Annotated in this window: 23 protein-coding genes and 1 riboswitch; of the genes, 9 read left to right on the top strand and 14 right to left on the bottom strand. The window is 66.2% G+C overall.

The window, feature by feature from the left end; translation table 11 throughout:
- Positions 1-63: 63 nt before the first annotated feature.
- Positions 64-582, top strand: a complete 519-nt coding sequence (locus AC1MDG_RS11740) for a DNA alkylation repair protein (RefSeq protein ID WP_479804013.1) — start codon at positions 64-66, stop codon at positions 580-582.
- Here the strand turns inward: AC1MDG_RS11740 and AC1MDG_RS11735 are convergent.
- Both AC1MDG_RS11735 and AC1MDG_RS11730 read right to left on the bottom strand, forming a co-directional pair.
- Positions 549-803 carry a hypothetical protein gene (locus AC1MDG_RS11735; RefSeq protein ID WP_235347373.1) on the bottom strand — a complete coding sequence of 85 codons (255 nt, stop codon included), beginning with the start codon at positions 801-803 and terminating at the stop codon, positions 549-551. The two genes, AC1MDG_RS11740 and AC1MDG_RS11735, sit on opposite strands and share 34 nt — an antisense overlap.
- A 26-nt stretch (positions 804-829) precedes the next feature.
- Positions 830-2,353, bottom strand: coding sequence for a polysaccharide deacetylase family protein (locus AC1MDG_RS11730; protein WP_479804012.1), 1,524 nt, complete (start codon positions 2,351-2,353; stop codon positions 830-832).
- A gap of 245 nt (positions 2,354-2,598) precedes the next feature.
- A riboswitch (cyclic di-AMP (ydaO/yuaA leader) is annotated at positions 2,599-2,772 on the top strand.
- 3 nt (positions 2,773-2,775) lie between these two features.
- On the opposite strand from AC1MDG_RS11730, the gene AC1MDG_RS11725 reads away from it, so the two are divergent.
- Positions 2,776-3,540 (top strand): NlpC/P60 family protein, encoded by a 765-nt coding sequence (locus AC1MDG_RS11725; RefSeq protein ID WP_479804011.1) that lies wholly within the window; start codon positions 2,776-2,778, stop codon positions 3,538-3,540.
- Positions 3,541-3,655: 115 nt separating this feature from the next.
- On the opposite strand, the gene AC1MDG_RS11720 is transcribed toward AC1MDG_RS11725, so the two are convergent.
- Positions 3,656-4,240 (bottom strand): hypothetical protein, encoded by a 585-nt coding sequence (locus AC1MDG_RS11720; protein ID WP_479804010.1) that lies wholly within the window; start codon positions 4,238-4,240, stop codon positions 3,656-3,658.
- A gap of 188 nt (positions 4,241-4,428) precedes the next feature.
- On the opposite strand from AC1MDG_RS11720, the gene AC1MDG_RS11715 reads away from it, so the two are divergent.
- Positions 4,429-4,623 carry a DUF1918 domain-containing protein gene (locus AC1MDG_RS11715; protein ID WP_479804009.1) on the top strand — a complete coding sequence of 65 codons (195 nt, stop codon included), beginning with the start codon at positions 4,429-4,431 and terminating at the stop codon, positions 4,621-4,623.
- A gap of 45 nt (positions 4,624-4,668) precedes the next feature.
- On the opposite strand, the gene AC1MDG_RS11710 is transcribed toward AC1MDG_RS11715, so the two are convergent.
- The gene (locus AC1MDG_RS11710; RefSeq protein ID WP_479804008.1) at positions 4,669-5,046 is read right to left on the bottom strand and encodes a cupin domain-containing protein; all 378 of its coding nucleotides are present in this window, start codon (positions 5,044-5,046) and stop codon (positions 4,669-4,671) included.
- Positions 5,047-5,261: 215 nt separating this feature from the next.
- Positions 5,262-6,707, bottom strand: a complete 1,446-nt coding sequence (locus AC1MDG_RS11705; protein ID WP_479804007.1) for a DUF5129 domain-containing protein — start codon at positions 6,705-6,707, stop codon at positions 5,262-5,264.
- 148 nt (positions 6,708-6,855) lie between these two features.
- On the opposite strand from AC1MDG_RS11705, the gene AC1MDG_RS11700 reads away from it, so the two are divergent.
- Complete coding sequence (locus tag AC1MDG_RS11700; protein WP_479804006.1) at positions 6,856-7,284, top strand: LpqB family beta-propeller domain-containing protein; 429 nt, start codon at positions 6,856-6,858, stop codon at positions 7,282-7,284.
- Positions 7,221-9,008 (top strand): DUF5671 domain-containing protein, encoded by a 1,788-nt coding sequence (locus AC1MDG_RS11695; RefSeq protein ID WP_479804005.1) that lies wholly within the window; start codon positions 7,221-7,223, stop codon positions 9,006-9,008. Before AC1MDG_RS11700 ends, AC1MDG_RS11695 begins: the two co-directional genes overlap by 64 nt.
- 18 nt (positions 9,009-9,026) lie before the next feature.
- Here AC1MDG_RS11695 and AC1MDG_RS11690 read toward each other — a convergent pair whose 3' ends face one another.
- From AC1MDG_RS11690 to AC1MDG_RS11670, 5 genes are all read right to left on the bottom strand, one after another.
- Entirely contained in the window at positions 9,027-10,718 is a 1,692-nt protein-coding gene (locus tag AC1MDG_RS11690) for a SulP family inorganic anion transporter (RefSeq protein WP_479804004.1), read from the bottom strand.
- 28 nt (positions 10,719-10,746) lie between these two features.
- The gene (locus tag AC1MDG_RS11685; protein ID WP_043429816.1) at positions 10,747-11,451 is read right to left on the bottom strand and encodes an endonuclease/exonuclease/phosphatase family protein; all 705 of its coding nucleotides are present in this window, start codon (positions 11,449-11,451) and stop codon (positions 10,747-10,749) included.
- Positions 11,452-11,622: 171 nt separating this feature from the next.
- Complete coding sequence (locus tag AC1MDG_RS11680) at positions 11,623-11,937, bottom strand: hypothetical protein (protein WP_479804003.1); 315 nt, start codon at positions 11,935-11,937, stop codon at positions 11,623-11,625.
- On the bottom strand, positions 11,928-13,055 hold the full coding sequence (locus tag AC1MDG_RS11675) for a carbohydrate-binding domain-containing protein (protein WP_479804002.1): 1,128 nt from the start codon (positions 13,053-13,055) through the stop codon (positions 11,928-11,930). The genes AC1MDG_RS11680 and AC1MDG_RS11675 overlap by 10 nt, the downstream gene beginning before the upstream one ends.
- A gap of 44 nt (positions 13,056-13,099) precedes the next feature.
- Positions 13,100-13,393, bottom strand: a complete 294-nt coding sequence (locus AC1MDG_RS11670; protein WP_479804001.1) for a hypothetical protein — start codon at positions 13,391-13,393, stop codon at positions 13,100-13,102.
- 190 nt (positions 13,394-13,583) lie between these two features.
- Between AC1MDG_RS11670 and AC1MDG_RS11665 the strand changes: the two genes are divergently transcribed.
- Positions 13,584-14,387, top strand: a complete 804-nt coding sequence (locus AC1MDG_RS11665; protein ID WP_043481934.1) for a thioesterase family protein — start codon at positions 13,584-13,586, stop codon at positions 14,385-14,387.
- 57 nt (positions 14,388-14,444) lie between these two features.
- Here AC1MDG_RS11665 and AC1MDG_RS11660 read toward each other — a convergent pair whose 3' ends face one another.
- Positions 14,445-14,834 carry a DUF2177 family protein gene (locus AC1MDG_RS11660; protein WP_043481932.1) on the bottom strand — a complete coding sequence of 130 codons (390 nt, stop codon included), beginning with the start codon at positions 14,832-14,834 and terminating at the stop codon, positions 14,445-14,447.
- Here AC1MDG_RS11660 and AC1MDG_RS11655 point away from each other — a divergent pair.
- Positions 14,827-15,600 (top strand): lipoate--protein ligase family protein, encoded by a 774-nt coding sequence (locus AC1MDG_RS11655; RefSeq protein ID WP_479804000.1) that lies wholly within the window; start codon positions 14,827-14,829, stop codon positions 15,598-15,600. The genes AC1MDG_RS11660 and AC1MDG_RS11655 overlap by 8 nt on opposite strands.
- A 100-nt stretch (positions 15,601-15,700) precedes the next feature.
- Here AC1MDG_RS11655 and AC1MDG_RS11650 read toward each other — a convergent pair whose 3' ends face one another.
- On the bottom strand, positions 15,701-15,958 hold the full coding sequence (locus AC1MDG_RS11650) for a mycoredoxin (RefSeq protein WP_011692168.1): 258 nt from the start codon (positions 15,956-15,958) through the stop codon (positions 15,701-15,703).
- A gap of 178 nt (positions 15,959-16,136) precedes the next feature.
- On the opposite strand from AC1MDG_RS11650, the gene AC1MDG_RS11645 reads away from it, so the two are divergent.
- A complete protein-coding gene (locus AC1MDG_RS11645) occupies positions 16,137-16,865 on the top strand; it encodes an SOS response-associated peptidase (protein WP_479803999.1) in 729 nt (242 codons plus the stop codon).
- A gap of 7 nt (positions 16,866-16,872) precedes the next feature.
- On the opposite strand, the gene AC1MDG_RS11640 is transcribed toward AC1MDG_RS11645, so the two are convergent.
- Positions 16,873-17,295: a VOC family protein gene (locus AC1MDG_RS11640; RefSeq protein ID WP_479803998.1), complete on the bottom strand. Its 423-nt coding sequence runs from the start codon at positions 17,293-17,295 to the stop codon at positions 16,873-16,875.
- A gap of 14 nt (positions 17,296-17,309) precedes the next feature.
- Between AC1MDG_RS11640 and AC1MDG_RS11635 the strand changes: the two genes are divergently transcribed.
- Positions 17,310-17,636 carry a chorismate mutase gene (locus AC1MDG_RS11635; RefSeq protein ID WP_011692165.1) on the top strand — a complete coding sequence of 109 codons (327 nt, stop codon included), beginning with the start codon at positions 17,310-17,312 and terminating at the stop codon, positions 17,634-17,636.
- A 34-nt stretch (positions 17,637-17,670) separates the two neighbouring features.
- On the opposite strand, the gene AC1MDG_RS11630 is transcribed toward AC1MDG_RS11635, so the two are convergent.
- Positions 17,671-18,057, bottom strand: a complete 387-nt coding sequence (locus AC1MDG_RS11630; protein WP_043481924.1) for a hypothetical protein — start codon at positions 18,055-18,057, stop codon at positions 17,671-17,673.
- Positions 18,058-18,123 lie beyond the last annotated feature (66 nt).

The raw sequence follows: 18,123 nt of genomic DNA, 5'->3' as shown, positions 1-18,123 counted from the left end.
CTCGCGGGCCGTGGGTGAGCAGGGGCCCATGTGCGGCTCGCAATATTGCGACAGAATAGTCGGGTGACCGACGCCTGCGACTTTGTGGATGCCGCGCTGCAGCGGGAGAGCTCCTGGCTCAGGGCAGAAGAGGCGCAGGCCCGCCTGGGCGACCGGCTTCAGTACTACGGCGCATCGGTTGGTGCGGTGCGGGGGACCGTCCGCGACATGCTGCGCCGCCATCGTGACCTCGTTCACGACGACATCACCGCGCTCAGCAGCGAGCTGTGGTCCGTGCCAGTCTTCGAACGCCGCCTGGCGGCGGTTGTGCTGCTGCAGTCCCGGGTGGCGCTGCTCAACAACTCAGACCTCACCCGGATCGAGGGCTTTGTGCGGGAGGCGCAGCTGGGTGAGCTGGTGGACCCGATCGCTGCCGACGTCGTCCGTCCGTTAATTGCGGGGCTGGAAGGGCAGGCAAGGACGCGGGCGGATGCGGTGCTGGACCGCTGGGCGGGGGATCCTGATCCCTGGCTGAGGCGCGCGGCCGTGCTGGCGGTGTCGGACGGCCCTCAGCCGCGGGCCCGGCGCTCCACCACCGCGTAGGCCCTGCCTTCCAGGAACTCCCAGTCGGTGACCACCATGAACCCGAGCGCGCTGACGCGGTCGTTGAGGACCAGGATGTCAAAGCCGCCGTCCCGCGGTTCGGCGTCCCACGTCGCTACATGGAGTTCCTTGCCCTCTAGGATCAAGAGCTCCGTGTTGACGTCAAAATCCTCCTGCGGCTGATCGCTCAGCTGGCAGATGGCCACGCAATAGTGTTTCACCTACATATTCCGCTTCATGCCGGCTCTTACGCCGGGAAGGCGCTGTTGTAGCGGTAGAGGAAGGCAGCCACCTGGTCACGGTTGACCGGCAACGCGGACCGGTACGTCCTCGTGCCGTCCGCCTCGGTCCAGCCGTTGGAGATGCCTTGTGACGCCAGCCATGAGATCTCTTTGAAGAAGGCCGTTTGCGCGGAAATGTCGGCGAAGGGCGATGCCCCCGGTGTGTAGGTCGGGCTGCCGGCGAAACGGTACACAAATGCGGCGACCTGGTCACGGTTGACGGCCAGTGTTGGCCGGAAGGTCTTGGAGCCGTCGGACTCGGTCCAGCCGGTGGTAATACCCCGGGAGGCAAGCCAGAGAATTTCCTTGTAGAAGGGAGTCTGCGGCGTGACATCCGTAAACGGCGATGCCCCGGGCGAATATGCCGGGCTTCCGTTCATCCGATAGAAAAACGCCGCCATCATGTCCCGGCTTGCCGCAACGCCGGGACGGAACGTGCGTGTTCCGTCGCTTTCGAGCCAGCCGACGGAAATGCCTTGGGCGGCCATCCAGTTGACCTCGGTGTACAGCGCCGCGCCCTGGGGTACGTCAGCAAACGAGATTGGCGACGGGGAGGGAGACGGCGACGGGGAGGGAGACGGGGAGGGAGAGGGGGAGGGAGAGGGGGAGGGAGACGGCGGGGGTGACGTCACGGGGGACTGGCCCAGTGCCTGCGCCACTGTTCGGACCGACGTCGTACCGTTTGCTGTCCGCGCAGCCAGCCACGTGACGAACTCCTTGAACAAGGCGGGGCTGATGGACAGGGACGGATCCGTTCCGTTGGCAATCTCGTGGAAGGTCAGCTGGAGCCAGCCGCCGGTCGTCTCGGCGTTGGTGACGGTGGCCTGCAGGTCCGCCAGGGTCCAGGTGGCGGCCACCTGGTCAGGGGCCTTGGTGACCATGGGGTTGTTCGGCGGCAGCGTCTCCGCAACCGGGCAGGACGCGCAACTCGCGGGAGACCGGATGTCGCCCAGGCCCCGTGAGCTGGCGTAGCCGCAGCCGCGGACCGCTGATTGTGCTGTGGCGTTCTCCGCCGCAAAGGGGTAGGCGAAGTTCCGGACGGTGAAGCCCCAGCCTTCAAGGGTGGTCTTGCTGTTGCAGGCCTCCGCGCTGGCGGCCGCTGCGCCGATCGTTGTCATGTCCGGGTGCGTCACGCTGTGGCCGCCGATTTCGTTGCCGTCCGCCGCGAGAGTGTCCAGGTTTGCCCGGGTGAGGAAACCGGACTGGCCTACAAAGGAAGTGGTGATGAAGAAAGTGCCCACCAGCCCGTGGGCTTTCAGCTCTTGCGCGGCCGCCAACTGGCTGCCGAGGCCGTCGTCGAAGGTCAGGCTGACGATGGTTGGCCCCGCGGCCTTCGAGGCGCCGGCCACGCCCACCAGTGTGCTGACGGCCAGCAGCAAAGCGCCCAGGATGGCGACCCAGCGCCGGCCGTGCCGGCCTCCCGGCGCAGGCTCAGGAGGTTCCGCTACGTGACGTGCGGGGTTGCGGGCAGGCTGATTCGACCAACGCATGATGCCTCCAAGCGTGTGAGTCCCCCCGCAAGAACATGCACGTAGACTACGCCTCGCGGCGCCAAGGCAAAACACTCGACTTTGATCAACGCAGTACCCGAGTACCGCCGCTACCTGCTAGCGCATCCCGGTTCCCGTGGCGCCGTTACCTGAATGTGACATCGGTGCATGGCCCGCGTACGGTGGGACAGTGCCGTTATCCCGGATAGGGGCACTCCCGGGCGGATTGCCTAACCCTGCCGCGGCCCGGGATCCAACCGAAACTGACCGCCAGGGACGGGGAAACCATTTTTGGCCTGCAGAGTTGTGCAGGCCTTCGGGGTGAAGCCGCAAGCCCTCCGCCAAGCGGAAGGCGACTGCGGCCGGGTGTCTCCCATCCGAATCCGACAGCTAACCTCGCAGGCATCGGGAGAGGTTACCTCATGTCTTCACGCAAACTGTCCGCTCATCATCGCTCCACCGCGCCTGCGGGGCGCTCCGGGTTTACCACGACCGGCGGTAGGGGCAGGGTCGGCCGCCAGGCCGCGGTTATTGCAGCCGCTTCAGGCCTGGTCCTGTCCAGCGGGATGGCGGCCCAGGCTGCCGAAGCCCCCGTGGAACGCGACTCGGCTCCGGCGTCCGCCCTTGACGCCAAGGCCCAGGTGGGTGCCCCGCTCAGCGCAGACTCCCACGTCCGGATCAGTTTCGAACGTCCGGACGTCAGCACCACCCCCGCTCCCGTGGAAGTGCCGGTCGCAGAGCCCGCTCCGGCAGAGGCGGCCGCTCCCGCGGCAGCTCCGGCTCCTGTTGCCGCCCCGGCGGCTCCCGCCGTTTCCGTCCAGGTACAGGCAGCCGCACCGGCTCCCGCCGCTGCCCCGGCCGCCGGCGGTGTCAATGCCGCCATGGTTTCTGCTGCTTATGCGCAACTGGGCATCACCCAGGACTGCACGGCCATGGTGGAGAAGGCACTTGGCTCCGCAGGCATTCCCGTCGGCGACCTGGGACCCATGCAGTTCATGAACTACGGCTCGGTGGTGGGGGAGCCCCAGCCCGGGGACATGGTGGTGCAGTCCGGCCACGTGGGCATCTACATCGGCGACGGCCAGGTGATCAGCGGCGGAATGAACGGCGTCAATGCCACCGTGACGCACCCGCTGTCGTGGCTGACGGCCACCGGCGGCGTTACCTTCGTCCGGGCCGGAGCCTAGCACTCCGGCCCGGCCTGCCCCGGCGGGAGGGAAGACCCGGCGGAAGGGCCGGTGATCGGCTGCCTTGGGGGCAGCAGGTCACCGGCCCTTCCTGTAGCCGAGTGGCGGCCGGTGTTCAGATCGGCGACATCCCGACCTGAACCGTGCTCTCGCCCTGCGCGAATTTGATGCGCAGCACTGCGGCGCGCGTGTCCGCAGGGATAGTGAAGCGGACCTCGCCCGACGTGCTTGAATCGCCTCCCACCACTTCGTTCAGCCCCGAATCGGGGGAATGGCTGACTCCGCCCACGTTCAGCCTGAACGCTGCGTCCCAAAAGTTGATGTCGTACCTGCCGTGGTTGGTGCATCTGAGCGTGAAAGTCAGTGCGACCTTCCCTGACACATCAGGGCGCGCACGGGCGTCGAGAATTTCGTATTCGACGTCGGCTGCCCTGTAGTTGCGCCCGGCCGGCAGGGCAACGGCCCACTCCGCGCTGTTACCGGTGCCGGATGCAGTAACGGACGGCGGAACAACGCCGCCTGGCCGGGCGGGGCCGCTTGCGGAAGCGCCCGCCGTCGATGCGGCGGGCCGGCCGGCGTCGAAAATCCCCAGCTGCCCCAAGCCGAGCAGCAGCCCCGTCACGGCGGTAATCACCGCGGCGGCGGCGGTCAGCAGACCGGGCAGCGTAGCCCACCAGCTCGTGGGCTTTTCCTCCGTCATAGCCGTTCCCCCTGGGTCCTCTGCCAAGGTCATCCGTAGTATCCCAATAATCCTGCCAGGCGCCCGCTGGCGCCAGGTGCAGGTTGATCCCGCGTGACGTCCCGCCCGGCACCCGCCAACTGCCAGTGCGCAACGGCCCTGTTTTCGCCGCCCGCACCCTCGTAATCTGGTGCTTGGAGGTGATTGCCATGAAGGCAACCCAGGGAGACCGGATCACAATCCGGGGCAAGACGGTCGGATCCGCGGAGCGGCATGGCCAGATCATTGAGGTTCATGGCGCCGACGGAGCTCCGCCCTACGTGGTGCGGTTCGACGACGGCCATGAAACCACCGTCATCCCCGGCGGGGATTTCGTCATTGACAGGATTCACCCGGCGCAGTGAACGGGGAGCGCGCAGTGAACCGGGCGCCCCGCCGCAGCCGGTCTGCTATTCCGGGGCCTTGGCGAACACGGCGGCGCTGACGAACTCGACACCCGTGAAGGGTTCGTCTCCTTCGACCCATGCGTCATGCCCTGGCGGGATGGTGTAGGAGTCATCAGCGGCGATGTGGATCTGGTTGCCGTCAGAGGTCTGGACCGTGAGTCTGCCGGAAACGCAAAAGCCAACGTGGCTGAGCTGGCATGAATCCGTCTTGGCTACGGGCTTGATGCAGTCGGACCATCGCCAGCCCGGTTGGAAGGTGAATCTTCCGATCGTGTAGGCGTCGACGGATACAAGATCCACTTCCGTCTTGTCGGGGCGGCGCTTTTCGTCCGGTGAATTGTGGGATTTTACTGCGAGTTGAGCGACAACGTTCGTGGTCATGGCTCTCTCCATCAATCGGGAGTTGCGGATAGGGCTGTCCGGGCCCGCAAGCGCGACCGGACAGCGGAGTCGGTCTGCCAGGTCCTAATCGACGCGGCGAACCGATGGAGTGATCGCTTTACGATGCCCAGCTTCCTCCGATCAGGGATCCTTGTCGAGACCCGGCGGGAGGTCTCAGGTGCCCGCCGGCCGCCAGCTCAGTCCCGGAAGCGGGCCTAGAAACTGGAGGAACTCCCGGACCCGGAAAAACTGCCGCCGCTGCCGCCGTAGCCGGTTGTGCTGCCACCGCCGCGGGCCGTGCTGACGCTGCCCACCCCGGTGCTGAATCCCGTGTTGAAGGCCGGGACCGAGAAAAAGTAGTACGACGGATAGACCGTGCCAAGGATGCTGGGCTCGTAGGTGCGGCGGTGCTTGACCTTGGTGCCGGCCTGCGCGCTTTCCATCTCCTCGCGCATGAGCTTGGCTTCCCGCTCGGTCTTGGCGAAGCCTTGGATTACCGTGTCGGCGTGGTTCTTCAGCAGCTCGGTCAGATGCGTCCGCGCATCCCGCAGCCGGTCCAGTGCCGTTTCAGGGGTTATGGTGCCGTCGGCGAGTTCAGCCGACCACCGCTCGATCTCCCGGTGGCTCTGGTCACGGAATGACCGGAGCGCCGCGGCCGTCGCCGAGTCGCCCGCGGCGTGCCGTTTGCTGAGCATCTGTTCGAGGGCAGCCAGGTCACTGCGGAAGGGCGCCAGTTGCCGGTCCCACGCGGATGCCCACGCTGATCCCCGGTTCAGCAGGGCGTTGGTGTCGGCGATGACGTCATCCAGGGCATCCAGTTCAGCCGATGCGTCGGCGTAATTCCGGACCAGCTTCAGGTTCGGGCGTCGGCTCAGCGCCCGTGGCGTCAATGCGTGCGCCTGGTTGGCCAGCTGGGTGGCGGCGTTGTACTTGGCCAGGAAGCTGCGGTGCTTCTCCAGGACAGTGCTGCCGTACCGTGAGGACTCCGGGATGGTGCCGGCGTTGAGCTCAGTGACCTGCAGATCCATGCTGACGTTGGCGTAGCTGGTGTCCCCGCGTGCAAGCTCCCTGCGGCTGTCCGCCCTGGTCCGCCAGCGTACAATCAGCCAGGTGGCGGCCCCGAGGACGGCTGCGACCAGGGAACTCCATGCCGTGACCAGGAACGCCGTGGACCGGTACCAGGGCTGGTTGATCAGTTCCGCTCCCCGACGGATGCCGGCGATGGTTCCGTCGGTCCATTGTGCATCCCGAAGCAGGTCCTTGGAGGCGTTCTGGATGTCCTCACGCTGCTCCAGGGACACCTTGCGGTCCTCACCCATGTAGGTGCCCACGTGCCGTCCCACCGGGTCCACCGCGAAGATGAAGAGACCGTCCGCCCATTTCTGGCCGTCCCCGCTGATCCATTCCGGATGTTCGGCCCGGGCGAAGCGAAGGACTTCTTCGTTGAGGTTGGCCTCCGCCGAGCCCCTATACGTGAACACGGCAACCCGGGTAGGTTCGTAGAAGTCAATGGCTTCCACCGCGGAGACCAGCCGGGTGCGGTCCAGTACTCCGGCGCTGTCCTCCACCACGATCCCCACCGGCGGATCCGCCAGGGCGACGGCTGAACCGCAGAGCAGTCCAAGCAGTATAAGCAACACGGCAGCCAGTGCTCGGCGCATGATTCCTTTTCCCATGGGGCAACGATTGTCTCCAGCCTCGTGGATGCCCGCCACCGCTGATAGGGCCTAAAGTACCGTAGCTAGGGTCCGGGCAGTGCGACATACTGACCACATGGAAGCAGCGGCGGGAAGACCGACCAGGATACTCGTGATCATCCTGGCAGTTATTGCCGTCCTGGCGGTGGCTGCCCTGGCCGTGGTCTTCTCGCGGGGCGAACCGGCCCTGCTGGACGAATCCACGCCCCAGGGAGTGGTGCAGCGCTACTCCGCCGCTGTCATCGACGGCGATGAGTCTGCCGCTTCCGCCTACCTCACGGAATCCGCGCGGAAGCAGTGCGTGGACTTTGAGCGGGCTGCCACGGACAACCTTCGGGTCACACTGGTGTCCACCACGGAGCGCGCGTCGTCCGCCGACGTACGGGTGCTGATTGTGGTGTCGAACGGGGGCGGACCCTTCGGTAACTCGGAATACGAAATGGAGGATGTGTTCGATCTCGTCAAGACGGACGGAAAATGGCTGATCGATTCAGCGCCGTGGCAGCTCAGGATCTGCACGAACAGGACGGTGAAGCAATGACCGCCGCCCGGACAGTGCCTGCACCCGCGGCCGGGTCCGCCCAGCCGGCGGTCCGACGACTCATCGTGTACACGCTGCTCTTCGCGCTGGTCGTGGTGACGGCCATCGGCCTGAGCGGCCTGCTGGGCAGGGTCCTGGGCGCAGGCACGGTGCTCGTCGCCGGCGATGTGGCAGGCCTCGCCCGTTCGCTTGCGTTCACGCTGATCGGCGGCCCCATGGCTGCGGTGCTCTGGTGGTTCGTGTGGCGGCGGCTCGACGACGCGGTTGAGCGGTCGTCCGCGGGCTGGGGGCTGTACCTGACCGGCGTGTATGCGGTCTCGCTCATCACATCGGCCACGGGGCTACTCAGCGCACTGGCAGCCGTGATCGGAGGCGAACGGCTGGGCTGGCAGCTGTCGCTGTCCAATGGACTGGTGTGGGCGGGAGTGCTGGCATGGCACCGCTGGATGTGGCAGCATCCGCGCAAGAGCCCGTCGCTGATTCCGGACGTTCCCACGGTTGTGGGGGCAGTATTCGGGCTCATCATCGGTGTGGGGGGCACCGTCACAGCGCTCGCGAATCTCCTGGACACCGCCATCCAGGGCTTTACCGCGTCGGCGTCCATCGGGAATCCGTGGTGGAGGTTCGCTCTGCAGTCGCTGGCCTGGGGCGCCGGTGGCGCCGCCATCTGGTGGTGGCATTGGATCCACGACGGCGGACGCCGTCTCAAGACGGATTTCGCCGACGTGGCACTGGTGGTGGCCGGAATCCTCGGGGCTGTCCTCCTGACCGTCGGCGGCAGCGGAACCGCCCTGCTCGTCCTGCTCCGGCTTGCGTTTGACCGCACCGACCCGGTGAGCGAAATCCTGGAACCCCTCGGCGCGGCAATTGCGGCGGGCTCAGTGGGTTCCCTCGTCTGGGCCTACCACCGGATCGTCTCCATGGGACGGTCCGAAACCACCCGGCAGTCGGCAAAGCTTGTGACATCCGGGGTCGGCCTGGTGGCCGCGGCCTCTGGAATCGGCATCGTGGTCAACTCCGTCCTCAGCATCGCGGCGACGCCACTGGCCGGCGACGGCATTCGTACGCTCCTGCTCGGCGGCATCAGTGCCCTGGCCGTTGGCGGGCCGCTGTGGTGGCTAACCTGGAAACCATGGGTTCCGCCGGAACCGACCGAACTTGGCCGCCGTGGCCGGCGCGTGTACCTGATTGCAGTTTTCGGCCTGAGCGCGGTGGTCGCTGTCATCACGCTCTTGGTCATCGGATACCGTGTCTTCGAATTCCTGCTCGACGACGTCAGCGGCGGAAGCCTGGTGGACCGCATCCGGGCGCCCTTGGGACTGCTCGTGGCCACGGGACTTGCCGCCGGATACCACTTCGCGGTGTGGCGGCATGACCGTTCACTCACCGCCGCCGCCGCGCCACGGAAGCGCACAGTGCGGAAACTGATCCTGGTGGCCGCGGGTGACCCGGAACTACTGGTGCGCGCCGCGGCAGAGGTTACCGGCGCGAGCGTGATCGTGTGGCGGAAGGCGCAAGTCCTGACCCCCGACGCCGGGATCCCCGACGCCGGGATCCCCGACGCAGGGATCCCCGGCGCCGGGATCCCCGGCGCTGCGGAGGCGACCCCGGGTGACCTGCCCGAACGGCTGGCCCAGGCGCTGGAGGGCGTCGCGGCGGACCGAGTACTGGTGGTCGCGGGCCCGGGATCCCGCATCGAAGTGATTCCGCTGGGTTCCGACTGAGCCGGATAACAACAGCGGCTAGATCCCGAATGTCCGCTTGTAGGTGCGCACTGCGTTGTTGACCGTGGGGAAGAAGTGGTCCGGACCGAACCGGCTGCTCACGCCGAACCTGAGCAGGCGGTCCTTGACCGGTCCCTTTAATTCAGCAAAGACCAGGCTGATTCCCCGGCCTGCCAGTTCGTCGTCGAGTTCCACGAGGTCGTCCAAAGCTGTGGTGTCCAGGTCCGTAATGGCCTCTGCGGCCACAATGACCCAGTTCACCGGGCCCGGGGCTTTCGCCACGAGATTGCGGATGTGCTCCGCGAACACTGCCCCGTTGGCAAAGAAGAGCGGCGCGTCGAAGCGGGCGATCACCAAGCCCGGGACCCGCTGGCCCTCCGGGTGCCGGCTGAGGTCGTGATAGCCCGGGACGTCCGCCAGGCTTGCCAGCTCGGTGCGGTACGGATCCCACGCCCGCCGGACGAATGCGATGAGCGACAGGGCAACGGCTATGACGATGCCCTGCAGCACACCCACGAAGGCAACCCCCAGGAACGTGGTGATAAGGAGGGCCGTTTCCATCCGGCTCATCCGGAGCAGCCGGAGCAGGGTTTTGATATCCACCAGCGAGGCCGCCGCAACCATAACGACGGCGGCCAGTGTGGTGGTGGGGAGGAAGGCTGTCACCCCGGGTGCAGCCACCATAAAGACGACCACCAGCGCCGCGGCCACGATGCCGCTGAACGGGGTGCGCGCCCCGGCATCGAGTGCAATGGGAGTCCGGGACGAACTGCCGCACACCGGGAAGCCGCCCAGCATGCCGCTGGCGACGTTGGCGATGCCCAGCGCCCCCATTTCCTGGTTGCCGCTCGTGTGGATACCGCGTCGTCCTGCCAGGCTTTTGGACAAAGCGGAGGTATCGGCAAAGGCGATCAGTGCAATACCCGCCGCTGGCCCTATGAGCCCGGCAACGTCATGCAGGGTGATGCCGCCAAGGGCCGGTGCCGGAAGGCCCGGCGGGAGTGCTCCGACCATGGAAATGTCGTCCGTGAGGTCCAGGGCGGCGGCCGCTGCGATGGAGGCTGCCACAGCCAGCAGTACGCCGGGCACCTTTCCTGGAAGGAGCCGGCCGGCGACGATGATGGCCACCGTGGCAGCGCCAAACAACAACGCCAGAGGATTGGTGCCTCCCCGCAGTACGGCTTCGGCTGTCTCGGTGGCCCGCGCCGGCAGCGAGTCTCCCGAGACAGTGATCCCGAGCAGCCTGGGCAATTGGCTGACCATGATGGCCAGTGCGATGCCATTGAGGTAGCCCACCCGGATCGGCTTGGACAGCAGTCCGGTGACGAAACCCAGCCTGAAGATCCGGCCGGCAACCAGGAAGATTCCGATCAGGATTGCCAGGACGCCTGCGAGCGCCACGGCATGGGCCGGATCCCGTCCTGCCAGCGGGAGCACTGCGGCAGCGATCATGGGAGCCAGTGACGAATCCGGCCCCACGATAATGATCCGGGCAGGGCCGAATATTGCGTAAAACAGCATCGGAACCACGGACGCGTACAGGCCGGTGACCGCCGGCAGGCCGGCGGCTTCCGCATAGGCCATGCCGGCGGGAATCAACACGGCACTGAGGGCTGCTCCGGCGGCGAGATCGGCCTTGAGCCAGGACCGCTGGTACGTCCGTGCCAGCTGGATGCCGGGAACGGCTTTCAGGATCCAATCGCGGCGCACTGGGGGCCTCCCGGGCTGGTGGGTGGCGTCAGGGCTGCGGTGTTCCCTGGATGGGGCCGTAATCCTGGCCGTATTCAGCGGATACCAGGATGGGAAGGTGGTCCGAGGCACCTCGCGGCAAGGTCTCCACGCTCTCGATGTCCAGGCCGAGGGATGTGGCAAAGTCGAAATGCCCCTTGAAGACCTTGTACCTCGTGTAGGTCCTCCGGTCGCTGAGGGAGAGTTCGTAGCCCGAATTCTTCATGTGTTCGGTGAGGTTCTTGGTGAAGAACGGGTAGTTGAAATCACCCACCATCAGCGTCATCAGCCCGCTGCCCATGCCGAGGAGCTCCGCGTGCGCCGCCTTGATCTGTTTGCGTCGCAGCGAATTGGAGGCCGTCAGGGGCGCCGCGTGGAACGAGGCGATCACCAGCTCGTGGTCTGTTTCGTTGTCCACCACCCGGGTGCCGATCAGGCGCTCGTGCGCCGGGGCCAGGACTCGGTCGTGCAAAGACTTCTTTAACGCGAAAGTGTTGGTGTCGAAGGCCGTGAAGCGGTCCATCCGGTAATAGATGGCGAGGCCCAGCCTGTTGCCCTTGGTTGAGTCGGCCAAATGCAGCGGCCCGAGTGTGTCCGGCAAATCCGTGGTGTCGCATTCCTGCAGGCACAAGGCATCTATCCCGAAGTCGCGGGCCAGATCCAGCAGTTCGCCGCGTGCCGCGTGCTTGCGAAGGTTGTAGCTGATGACTCGTATCAGGGGATTACCTCTTCCGAGCGTATTTAGGAGAACCGACTCCTGAGTCTAGTCCGTGCGGGGTGCTGCGCACAGAAAGACAGCACAGAAAACGCCCGAGAAAGACGGCACGGCCCAGGGCGGGGGAGGCGGCACTGCCGTCGTTCCCCGCCCTGCTCCGTCGCGGTCGGGTCAGCGGCCGCCGGGACCGCGTGCTGCCGTGTATTCGCCGGCGGTGACGGTGCCCTGCTTCTGGGCGCCGTCAAGGGTTCCGTCTCCGAGGCCGGCTGTCGCCTTGGCCGTACCGCCCGTGTACACGGTGTATTCCCCGCCGGCCTTGATGGCGGCGGAGGAGTAGACCAGTGACGCTGCCTCACGCCGCACCAAGGTCGCCACCACGGTGCCGCTGGAATCAGCGACGTGGATGATGGTGCCCGCAGGGAGGGAAGAGCCGAAGGTCAGCTGGACGCCGGACTGTGCCGACGACGTTGCCGGCGTCACCGCCATGCCGGCGCTTCCCGCGGAAGCGACGGTTCCGCCGTTAACCACGAGTCTCCGTTGACGTCCAAGGCTCCGAGGCCGTTCCCCTGCGAGTTGATGGTGAGGGATCCGCCGCTGACCTCCACGGTGTAGTCGCCCACGGTTTCGCCGCCGCCCATTCCTCCTCCCATGCCGCCCTGCGAGGTGGTGCCGGTGCTGCCGCCGGAAGCGTTGACGCCGTCGTCGTTTGACGTGACGGTGGCGGTACCGCCGGAAACCACGATGTGCTGGGCCTCCAGCCCTTCCTCGGACTCTTTCACCCTGGCGGTGCCGGCCGCGACGGTGAGCGTGTTGAAGGCCTTGATGCCGTCGTCGCCCGCACTGACGTTCAGGGTGCCGCCGTTGATGAGAACCCAGCCGCGGCCTTCGTCTTCCTCGTTGTCCGATTTGACCCCGTCGTCCTTGGCGTCCACCGCCACGGTTCCGGCGGCGAGCACCAGGCCGTCCTTGGCGGAGATGCCGTCGTTGGAGTTGCCGTGAACGGTGAGCGAGCCGGCGCCGGCGATGGTGAGGTCGGCCTTGGAATACAGCGCGGCGTTGGGGGCATCTTCCCCCTGGTCCGTGTAGGTGGCGGCGTCGCTCAGCGCGTTGGAAGTTCCGTCTGCCAGGTAGACGATTGCTTCGTTGGCGCTCTGCACCACGAACGGGGAGCCGGTGGAGCTGGTCACCTGCGCGCCGTCGAGGATGATGCGGACCACGTCGTTGTCGCTGGCGGCCACCACCACCTGACCGTTGGACAGCGAACCGCTGAGGCGGTAGGTTCCGGCAGCACTGATGGTGACGGTATCGCCGTCGACCTTAACTGCGTCCGACGAACCTGAGGTCACGCTGCTGGCGCCGTCCGCCAGGGTCACGGCTCCTTCGGACGATGCGTCCCAGGTGAGGTCGTCGGCGTCGTAATGGGTGTCCGCCGCGACGGTGTCCAGTGAGACGGCCTCGGCGGTTCCGGAGGACGCCGACGTTCCTGAACTGGTGCCGCCGGTGATTGAGGTACCGGCGGGCGTGGTGCCGGCGGCTGAGCAGCCGGCCAGTCCCACAGCCAGGGCCAGGGCAGTAACGGAGAGGCAGGTGCGGAAGCTTTTCATGGTGTTTTCCTTCGGTGCAGTGTGGGGTATACGGGGTAGCGGGTTCAGGCCGCGGGGCGGAGTGCAAGCGTCCGGCGCAGGGTGCGGTTCCAGCGGTTGGCGGGGAGGCCGGGGCAGAGTGCCGCCATTCCGGTGGCGAACTTGGAGATCCGGGACGGCCGGATGCCGTGCGCCCAGAGGTGCCGGTCCAGCGGGCCTGCCGTCGAACCGGATTTGGTCTCCACGATCACGGCGCCGTCCAGCACCCATGCGTGTTCACCGGGCCGCTGCCAGGTGACGTCCAGCGCCCAGGCAGTGGCTCCGCCGGCCGACAGCGTGAGGGCAACGGCTCCGGCCACGACGGCGCGCCGTACGCGGCTGCCCTTGTGCTGTTTGTTCTTGAGAGGAGGTATGCCATTATTTCTAGGCTTCGGACTTACGCCGGCCATGAGGCCCTGATATGCGGGAGCTGTGAGGATATGGGCAGCCGTGGGCCGGCAGGCGATAGTGTGTTCTGGGATCATCACCAGCCATGCGAAAGGGTCGACGTTGACTGCTGCACTTCCGGAACTTGCCGAGGGCGGGTTCTATTACGAGTCACTGGGCGGCGGACGGTTCCGTTCCACGATTCACGCCCAGGGTGCCTGGAACGAGCACGAACAGCACATGGCGCCGGCCTCGGGAATCATGGCGGACTGCCTGGAGCGGCATGCGCCGCGGGACGACGTCCGCATGGCGCGCCTGAGCTACGAGATCCTGGGGCTGATCCCGGGCGGCGACTTCGAGGTCGTCACCTCCACGCTCCGGCCCGGCCGCACCATTGAACTGCTGCAGGCCGAACTCGTCGCTGCAGGGCGGGTGGCCATCCGTGCCACCGCATGGCGGATGATCACCTCCGACACTTCGGCAGTCGCCGCTGTGGAAGATGGACGCATTCCCGGCCCGGAGGACTGCTCTCCGTACGACGGCGCCAGTGTCTGGCCCGGAGGCTACATCCGTTCCCTGGAAATGCGCGTAGCGGACGGACACCGGCCGGGCTCCGGAACGGTGTGGCTCCGTACCGGGCATCCGCTCACTGACAAGGCGGACAGCGGTGACCTGGCGCGGCTGATGGGCCTGGTGGACACGGCCAACGGAATCGCGGCGCGCGTACCTCCGGGCAAGGACAGCTTCGCCTTCCCCAACCTTGACCTGCAGATCCACATGTACCGGAAACCCGCCGGCGACTGGCTTGGCCTGGACAACGCCGTCTCCTTCGGTGCGGACGGCATCGGGCTGACGTCAACAGTGCTCCACGACCTCGCCGGGCCGTTCGGCCGGGCAGAACAGATCCTGACCCTCCGTAAGACGTAGCCGCCGCGGAAAGCCCATTATTGTTGCTTTGTTGTTCGTGTGCTGGGCCTGCTGCGCCTAATTCTTGTGGAACACCAGCCAGCCGGCCAGCGTGGCCAGGCCCGTCAGCGCTGCGCCCCACAGAATGTCCACGATAATCAGCTGCAAGGGCCACGTCTTCAGCGTCGCGGCGTTGGTGAGGTCGTAGGTGGCGTAGGCGAAGGCGCCCAGGGCGGCACCGTAGCCCACGGCGCTGAGCCAGCTGCCGCCGTCGAGCGCGGGGCGCAGGGCGAAGAAGACAATGCCGGCAATGTAGATCACGTAGAACACCACCGCGTACCCTAGATTGGGCTTGTCGGCCAGCAGCTCACCAATCTGTCCGCGGTAAAAGGGGTTCATCGTCTTCAGCCAGATGGCGTCAATGACGGCAAACGCAGCGGCGACGACCAGGAATTGCAGAATGACCATAAGGGAGCTTAGCAAGATGCAGCACACGGCCGGCGCACCAGCCACGCTGACCATTGTCCGGCAGGAGGAGTCGCTGGGGGCGGCCCGGGACCTGGAATTCGGCATTGAACTGTTGGGCATGGCCAAGACCGGGCGGATCGGGCCGACGCTCAGGCTCTACCGCCCGGCTCCCACCGTCGCCTTCGGCCAGCGCGACGCGCACCTTCCGGGCTTTGAGGCTGCTGCCCTGGCTTGCCGGGACCTTGGTTTTGAACCGCTCGTACGGAAGGCAGGCGGCCGGGCCGCGGCCTACCACCAGGGAACGCTGATCGTGGATCATGTGGAACCGCATGCCGATGCCATTGCGGGAGCCAAGGGGCGCTTCGCCTTCTTCGGCGGCCTGCTGGCGGACGCGCTCCGAAGTGCAGGGGTCCACGCCGCCGTCGGCGAAATCCCGGGTGAGTATTGCCCGGGGGAGTTCAGTGTCCACGGCCTGGACCCGGCAGATCCGCAGCACAGGGTGAAACTGATCGGCACGGCCCAGCGGGTGGTGTCCGGCGGCTGGCTGTTCAGCTCGGTCATCGTGGTGGAAAATTCGGCACCGATCCGGAAAGTCCTGGAAGCGAGCTACGCCGCCCTGGGGCTCGACTGGGACCCGGCAACTGCCGGCGCGGTGGACGACCTCGTCCCCGGACTCGACGTCGCGGCCATCGAGGCCGCCGTCATCAACACCTACGCCGGGTATGCGCAGCTGGAGCACGCGGACTTCGCCAGCCTGCGGGGCTAGCTCCCGGGGCCGGTCTTCCGGGGCCGTGCCGCCCTGACATGGGCGGGGCATACAGAAGGCCGGGCACCAGGTGCCCGGCCTTCTGCCATAAACGAAACGCCTAGGCCGCGAGCCGGCTCTTCACTTCGGCGGCCGACGGGTTGGTGGCGGCGGTACCGTCCGGGAAGAGGACGGTGGGGACGGTGCGGTTGCCTCCGTTGAGCTGTTCCACGAGGTCGGCCGTGCCTTCGACTTCTTCGATGTTGATCTCGGTGTAGCCGATGCCCTGCGCGTCCAGCTGCTTCTTCAGCCGGTTGCAGTAGCCGCACCAGGTGGTCGAAAACATGGTGATGGTGCCGGATTCGGGAGTGAAATCCACGGAGTTCTCCTCAAGCTCGTAATTGCTCGTCGTTATCAAAGCAGATGTCTTTGTCCTCAACCGTAACCCGGCGGCCGGTATTCCCCGGGCGCCGGGGCGCCGCTGCCCTGCGCGGGTTACGCCGGGTGACACCGCCTGCGGGCGGTGGCATGCTGGTGCCATGTGTGGACGCTACGTGATGGCCAGGGCCGTCGGGGACCTGCTGGCAGAGTTTGACGCCGAACTGGAAGAGGAGCTGGTGGTTCCGCCGTCGTGGAACGTTGCCCCGACCGCTGACGTGCCCATCCTGCTCGAGCGGCTGGTGGACGGCAGCCCGGTCCGGCAACTGCACGTGGCCCGCTGGGGGCTGGTGCCGTCCTGGGCCAAGGACCCTTCCATCGGCTCGAAAATGATCAATGCGCGCAGCGAGAGCGTCCTGGAGAAGCCGGCGTTCCGCAAGGCGACCCGGTCCAGGCGCTGCGCGGTCCCGGCAGACGGCTACTACGAATGGAAGGGTGAAGGGCGCGGCAAACAGCCCTACTACGTGCACCCGAAGGACGGCCGGCCGCTGGTATTCGCCGGCTTGTATGAATGGTGGAAGGATCCGTCCAAGCCCGAGGGGGGTCCGCAGCGCTGGATGCTGTCCACTTCCATCATGACCACGGACTCGCCGCCGGACGGCTACGCCGGGGGAGTGCTGGCCGAACTCACCGCCCTGCACGACAGGGTGCCGCTGCCCATGGACCGCGAGACCATGCAGGCGTGGCTGGATCCGCAGGCGGATGATGCCGCCGGCCTGGTGGATCTGGTCCGGGCCGGTGCGCACGACGTCGCTGAAGGCTGGACCATCGATGCGGTTGGCACCGCCGTCGGAAACGTAAAAAATGACTCGCCGGAACTCATCCAGCCGGTCGGAAGCCTGTTCTAGCCGCCCCTCAGACCGTGACGTTGCCGGCGGGGTCCACGGTCCATGTGGGATTGAAGGCAATTTCCCACCGGAAGCCGTCCGGGTCGGCGAAGTATCCGGTGTAGCCGCCCCAGGGCTGGGTTTTAGGCGAAGCCACCACGGTGGCACCGGCAGCCTCGGCATCGGCCATGACCCGGTCCACATCCGCCGTGCTGCCCACGTTGTGGCTCAGGGTGATGCAGGGGACCCCGGCAGGGCTGTCCACGGAGGCCTCGGCCTGCATCTGGCCGGCGTCCCAGAGGGACAGAATAAGGCCATGGTTTGCCTGGATGAACACCACTTCGCCGGGGACTTCCCGGTGAACCGGCCAGCCGAGGCCGTTGATGTAGAAGGCGCGGGAGGCATCAACACTGCGGACGCCCAGTGAAATGAAGTCGACTCGAGGCTGCATTCTTAGATACTGTCATGCACATGCCCACAAATCACGGACACGACAAAGACGCCCAGGCCGACAGGGAGCAGCTCGCAGCTGTCCGCGTGGCCGTCGATGAAGTTGATGAGCAGATTGTCACCCTGATTGCCCGCCGTGAACGCCTGATCAGGATTTCCGGCACGTTGAAAGGCGACGACGCGGAGGTCCGGGCTCCCGGCCGGGTGGAAAAGGTCATTGAACACGTCCGTGCCGCCGCCGAGAAAAAGGACATCGACCCGGACATCGTGGAGAAGACCTACCGGGCAATGATCACGGCTTTCACTGAGCTTGAAATGAAAGTGCACAACGCCAGCAACTAGCGGCCGGCAGGACTTTGTGCCGGCAACACTTTGTTCAGAGGGCTTCCTCCACGGGGACGTTGGCCTGGTACTCCCTGCCGTCGGCGTCGCTGAAGGCGGTCATCAGGTGGCCCTTCTCCAGCCCCAGGACGGTACTCATGGGGAAGTTGCCGGTAATGGTGCTGCCTGAATGCTCCACGCCGCTGAGGTCGAAATTCTCTTCCGTGCCGTCGTGGCTGAAGCAATAAAAGGACACAGCTTCGCCGTTCATGAACTCGATTCCCATTCTTCGTTGATGGGAATGATCCGGTGTGGCCGCCACGAGGCCCACCACGTAGGCGCCCGACCCGGGGATGTTGCCGTCTATATCAAAAGTCGCCACCAAGGTGGAGTCCTTGGCGGCGATGGCTACGTGCTTCAGGAGTGCGTTATGGGAGCTCATGGCTTCATCTTGCTCCCTGCGCTCCCGTCCGTCCACCCCTGATCCACGTTTCGTCGTGGCATCAGC

The sequence above is a fragment of the Arthrobacter sp. AIWTK1 genome (assembly GCF_056680535.1).
Note: the sequence above shows the minus strand (reverse complement) of the source record. Positions and strands in the feature narration are given on the sequence as shown.

Excerpts from the sequence above, each read along its gene's own strand:
- AC1MDG_RS11730 (WP_479804012.1), bottom strand. The coding sequence starts at position 2,353 with ATGCGTTGGTCGAATCAGCCTGCCCGCAACCCCGCACGTCACGTAGCG.
- AC1MDG_RS11725 (WP_479804011.1), top strand. The coding sequence starts at position 2,776 with ATGTCTTCACGCAAACTGTCCGCTCATCATCGCTCCACCGCGCCTGCG.
- AC1MDG_RS11720 (WP_479804010.1), bottom strand. The coding sequence starts at position 4,240 with ATGACGGAGGAAAAGCCCACGAGCTGGTGGGCTACGCTGCCCGGTCTG.
- AC1MDG_RS11715 (WP_479804009.1), top strand. The coding sequence starts at position 4,429 with ATGAAGGCAACCCAGGGAGACCGGATCACAATCCGGGGCAAGACGGTC.
- AC1MDG_RS11710 (WP_479804008.1), bottom strand. The coding sequence starts at position 5,046 with ATGACCACGAACGTTGTCGCTCAACTCGCAGTAAAATCCCACAATTCA.
- AC1MDG_RS11705 (WP_479804007.1), bottom strand. The coding sequence starts at position 6,707 with ATGCGCCGAGCACTGGCTGCCGTGTTGCTTATACTGCTTGGACTGCTC.
- AC1MDG_RS11695 (WP_479804005.1), top strand. The coding sequence starts at position 7,221 with ATGGCTGATCGATTCAGCGCCGTGGCAGCTCAGGATCTGCACGAACAG.
- AC1MDG_RS11680 (WP_479804003.1), bottom strand. The coding sequence starts at position 11,937 with ATGGCGGTGACGCCGGCAACGTCGTCGGCACAGTCCGGCGTCCAGCTG.
- AC1MDG_RS11675 (WP_479804002.1), bottom strand. The coding sequence starts at position 13,055 with ATGAAAAGCTTCCGCACCTGCCTCTCCGTTACTGCCCTGGCCCTGGCT.
- AC1MDG_RS11655 (WP_479804000.1), top strand. The coding sequence starts at position 14,827 with ATGACCATAAGGGAGCTTAGCAAGATGCAGCACACGGCCGGCGCACCA.
- AC1MDG_RS11660 (WP_043481932.1), bottom strand. The coding sequence starts at position 14,834 with ATGGTCATTCTGCAATTCCTGGTCGTCGCCGCTGCGTTTGCCGTCATT.
- AC1MDG_RS11645 (WP_479803999.1), top strand. The coding sequence starts at position 16,137 with ATGGCCAGGGCCGTCGGGGACCTGCTGGCAGAGTTTGACGCCGAACTG.
- AC1MDG_RS11640 (WP_479803998.1), bottom strand. The coding sequence starts at position 17,295 with ATGCAGCCTCGAGTCGACTTCATTTCACTGGGCGTCCGCAGTGTTGAT.
- AC1MDG_RS11635 (WP_011692165.1), top strand. The coding sequence starts at position 17,310 with ATGCACATGCCCACAAATCACGGACACGACAAAGACGCCCAGGCCGAC.
- AC1MDG_RS11630 (WP_043481924.1), bottom strand. The coding sequence starts at position 18,057 with ATGAGCTCCCATAACGCACTCCTGAAGCACGTAGCCATCGCCGCCAAG.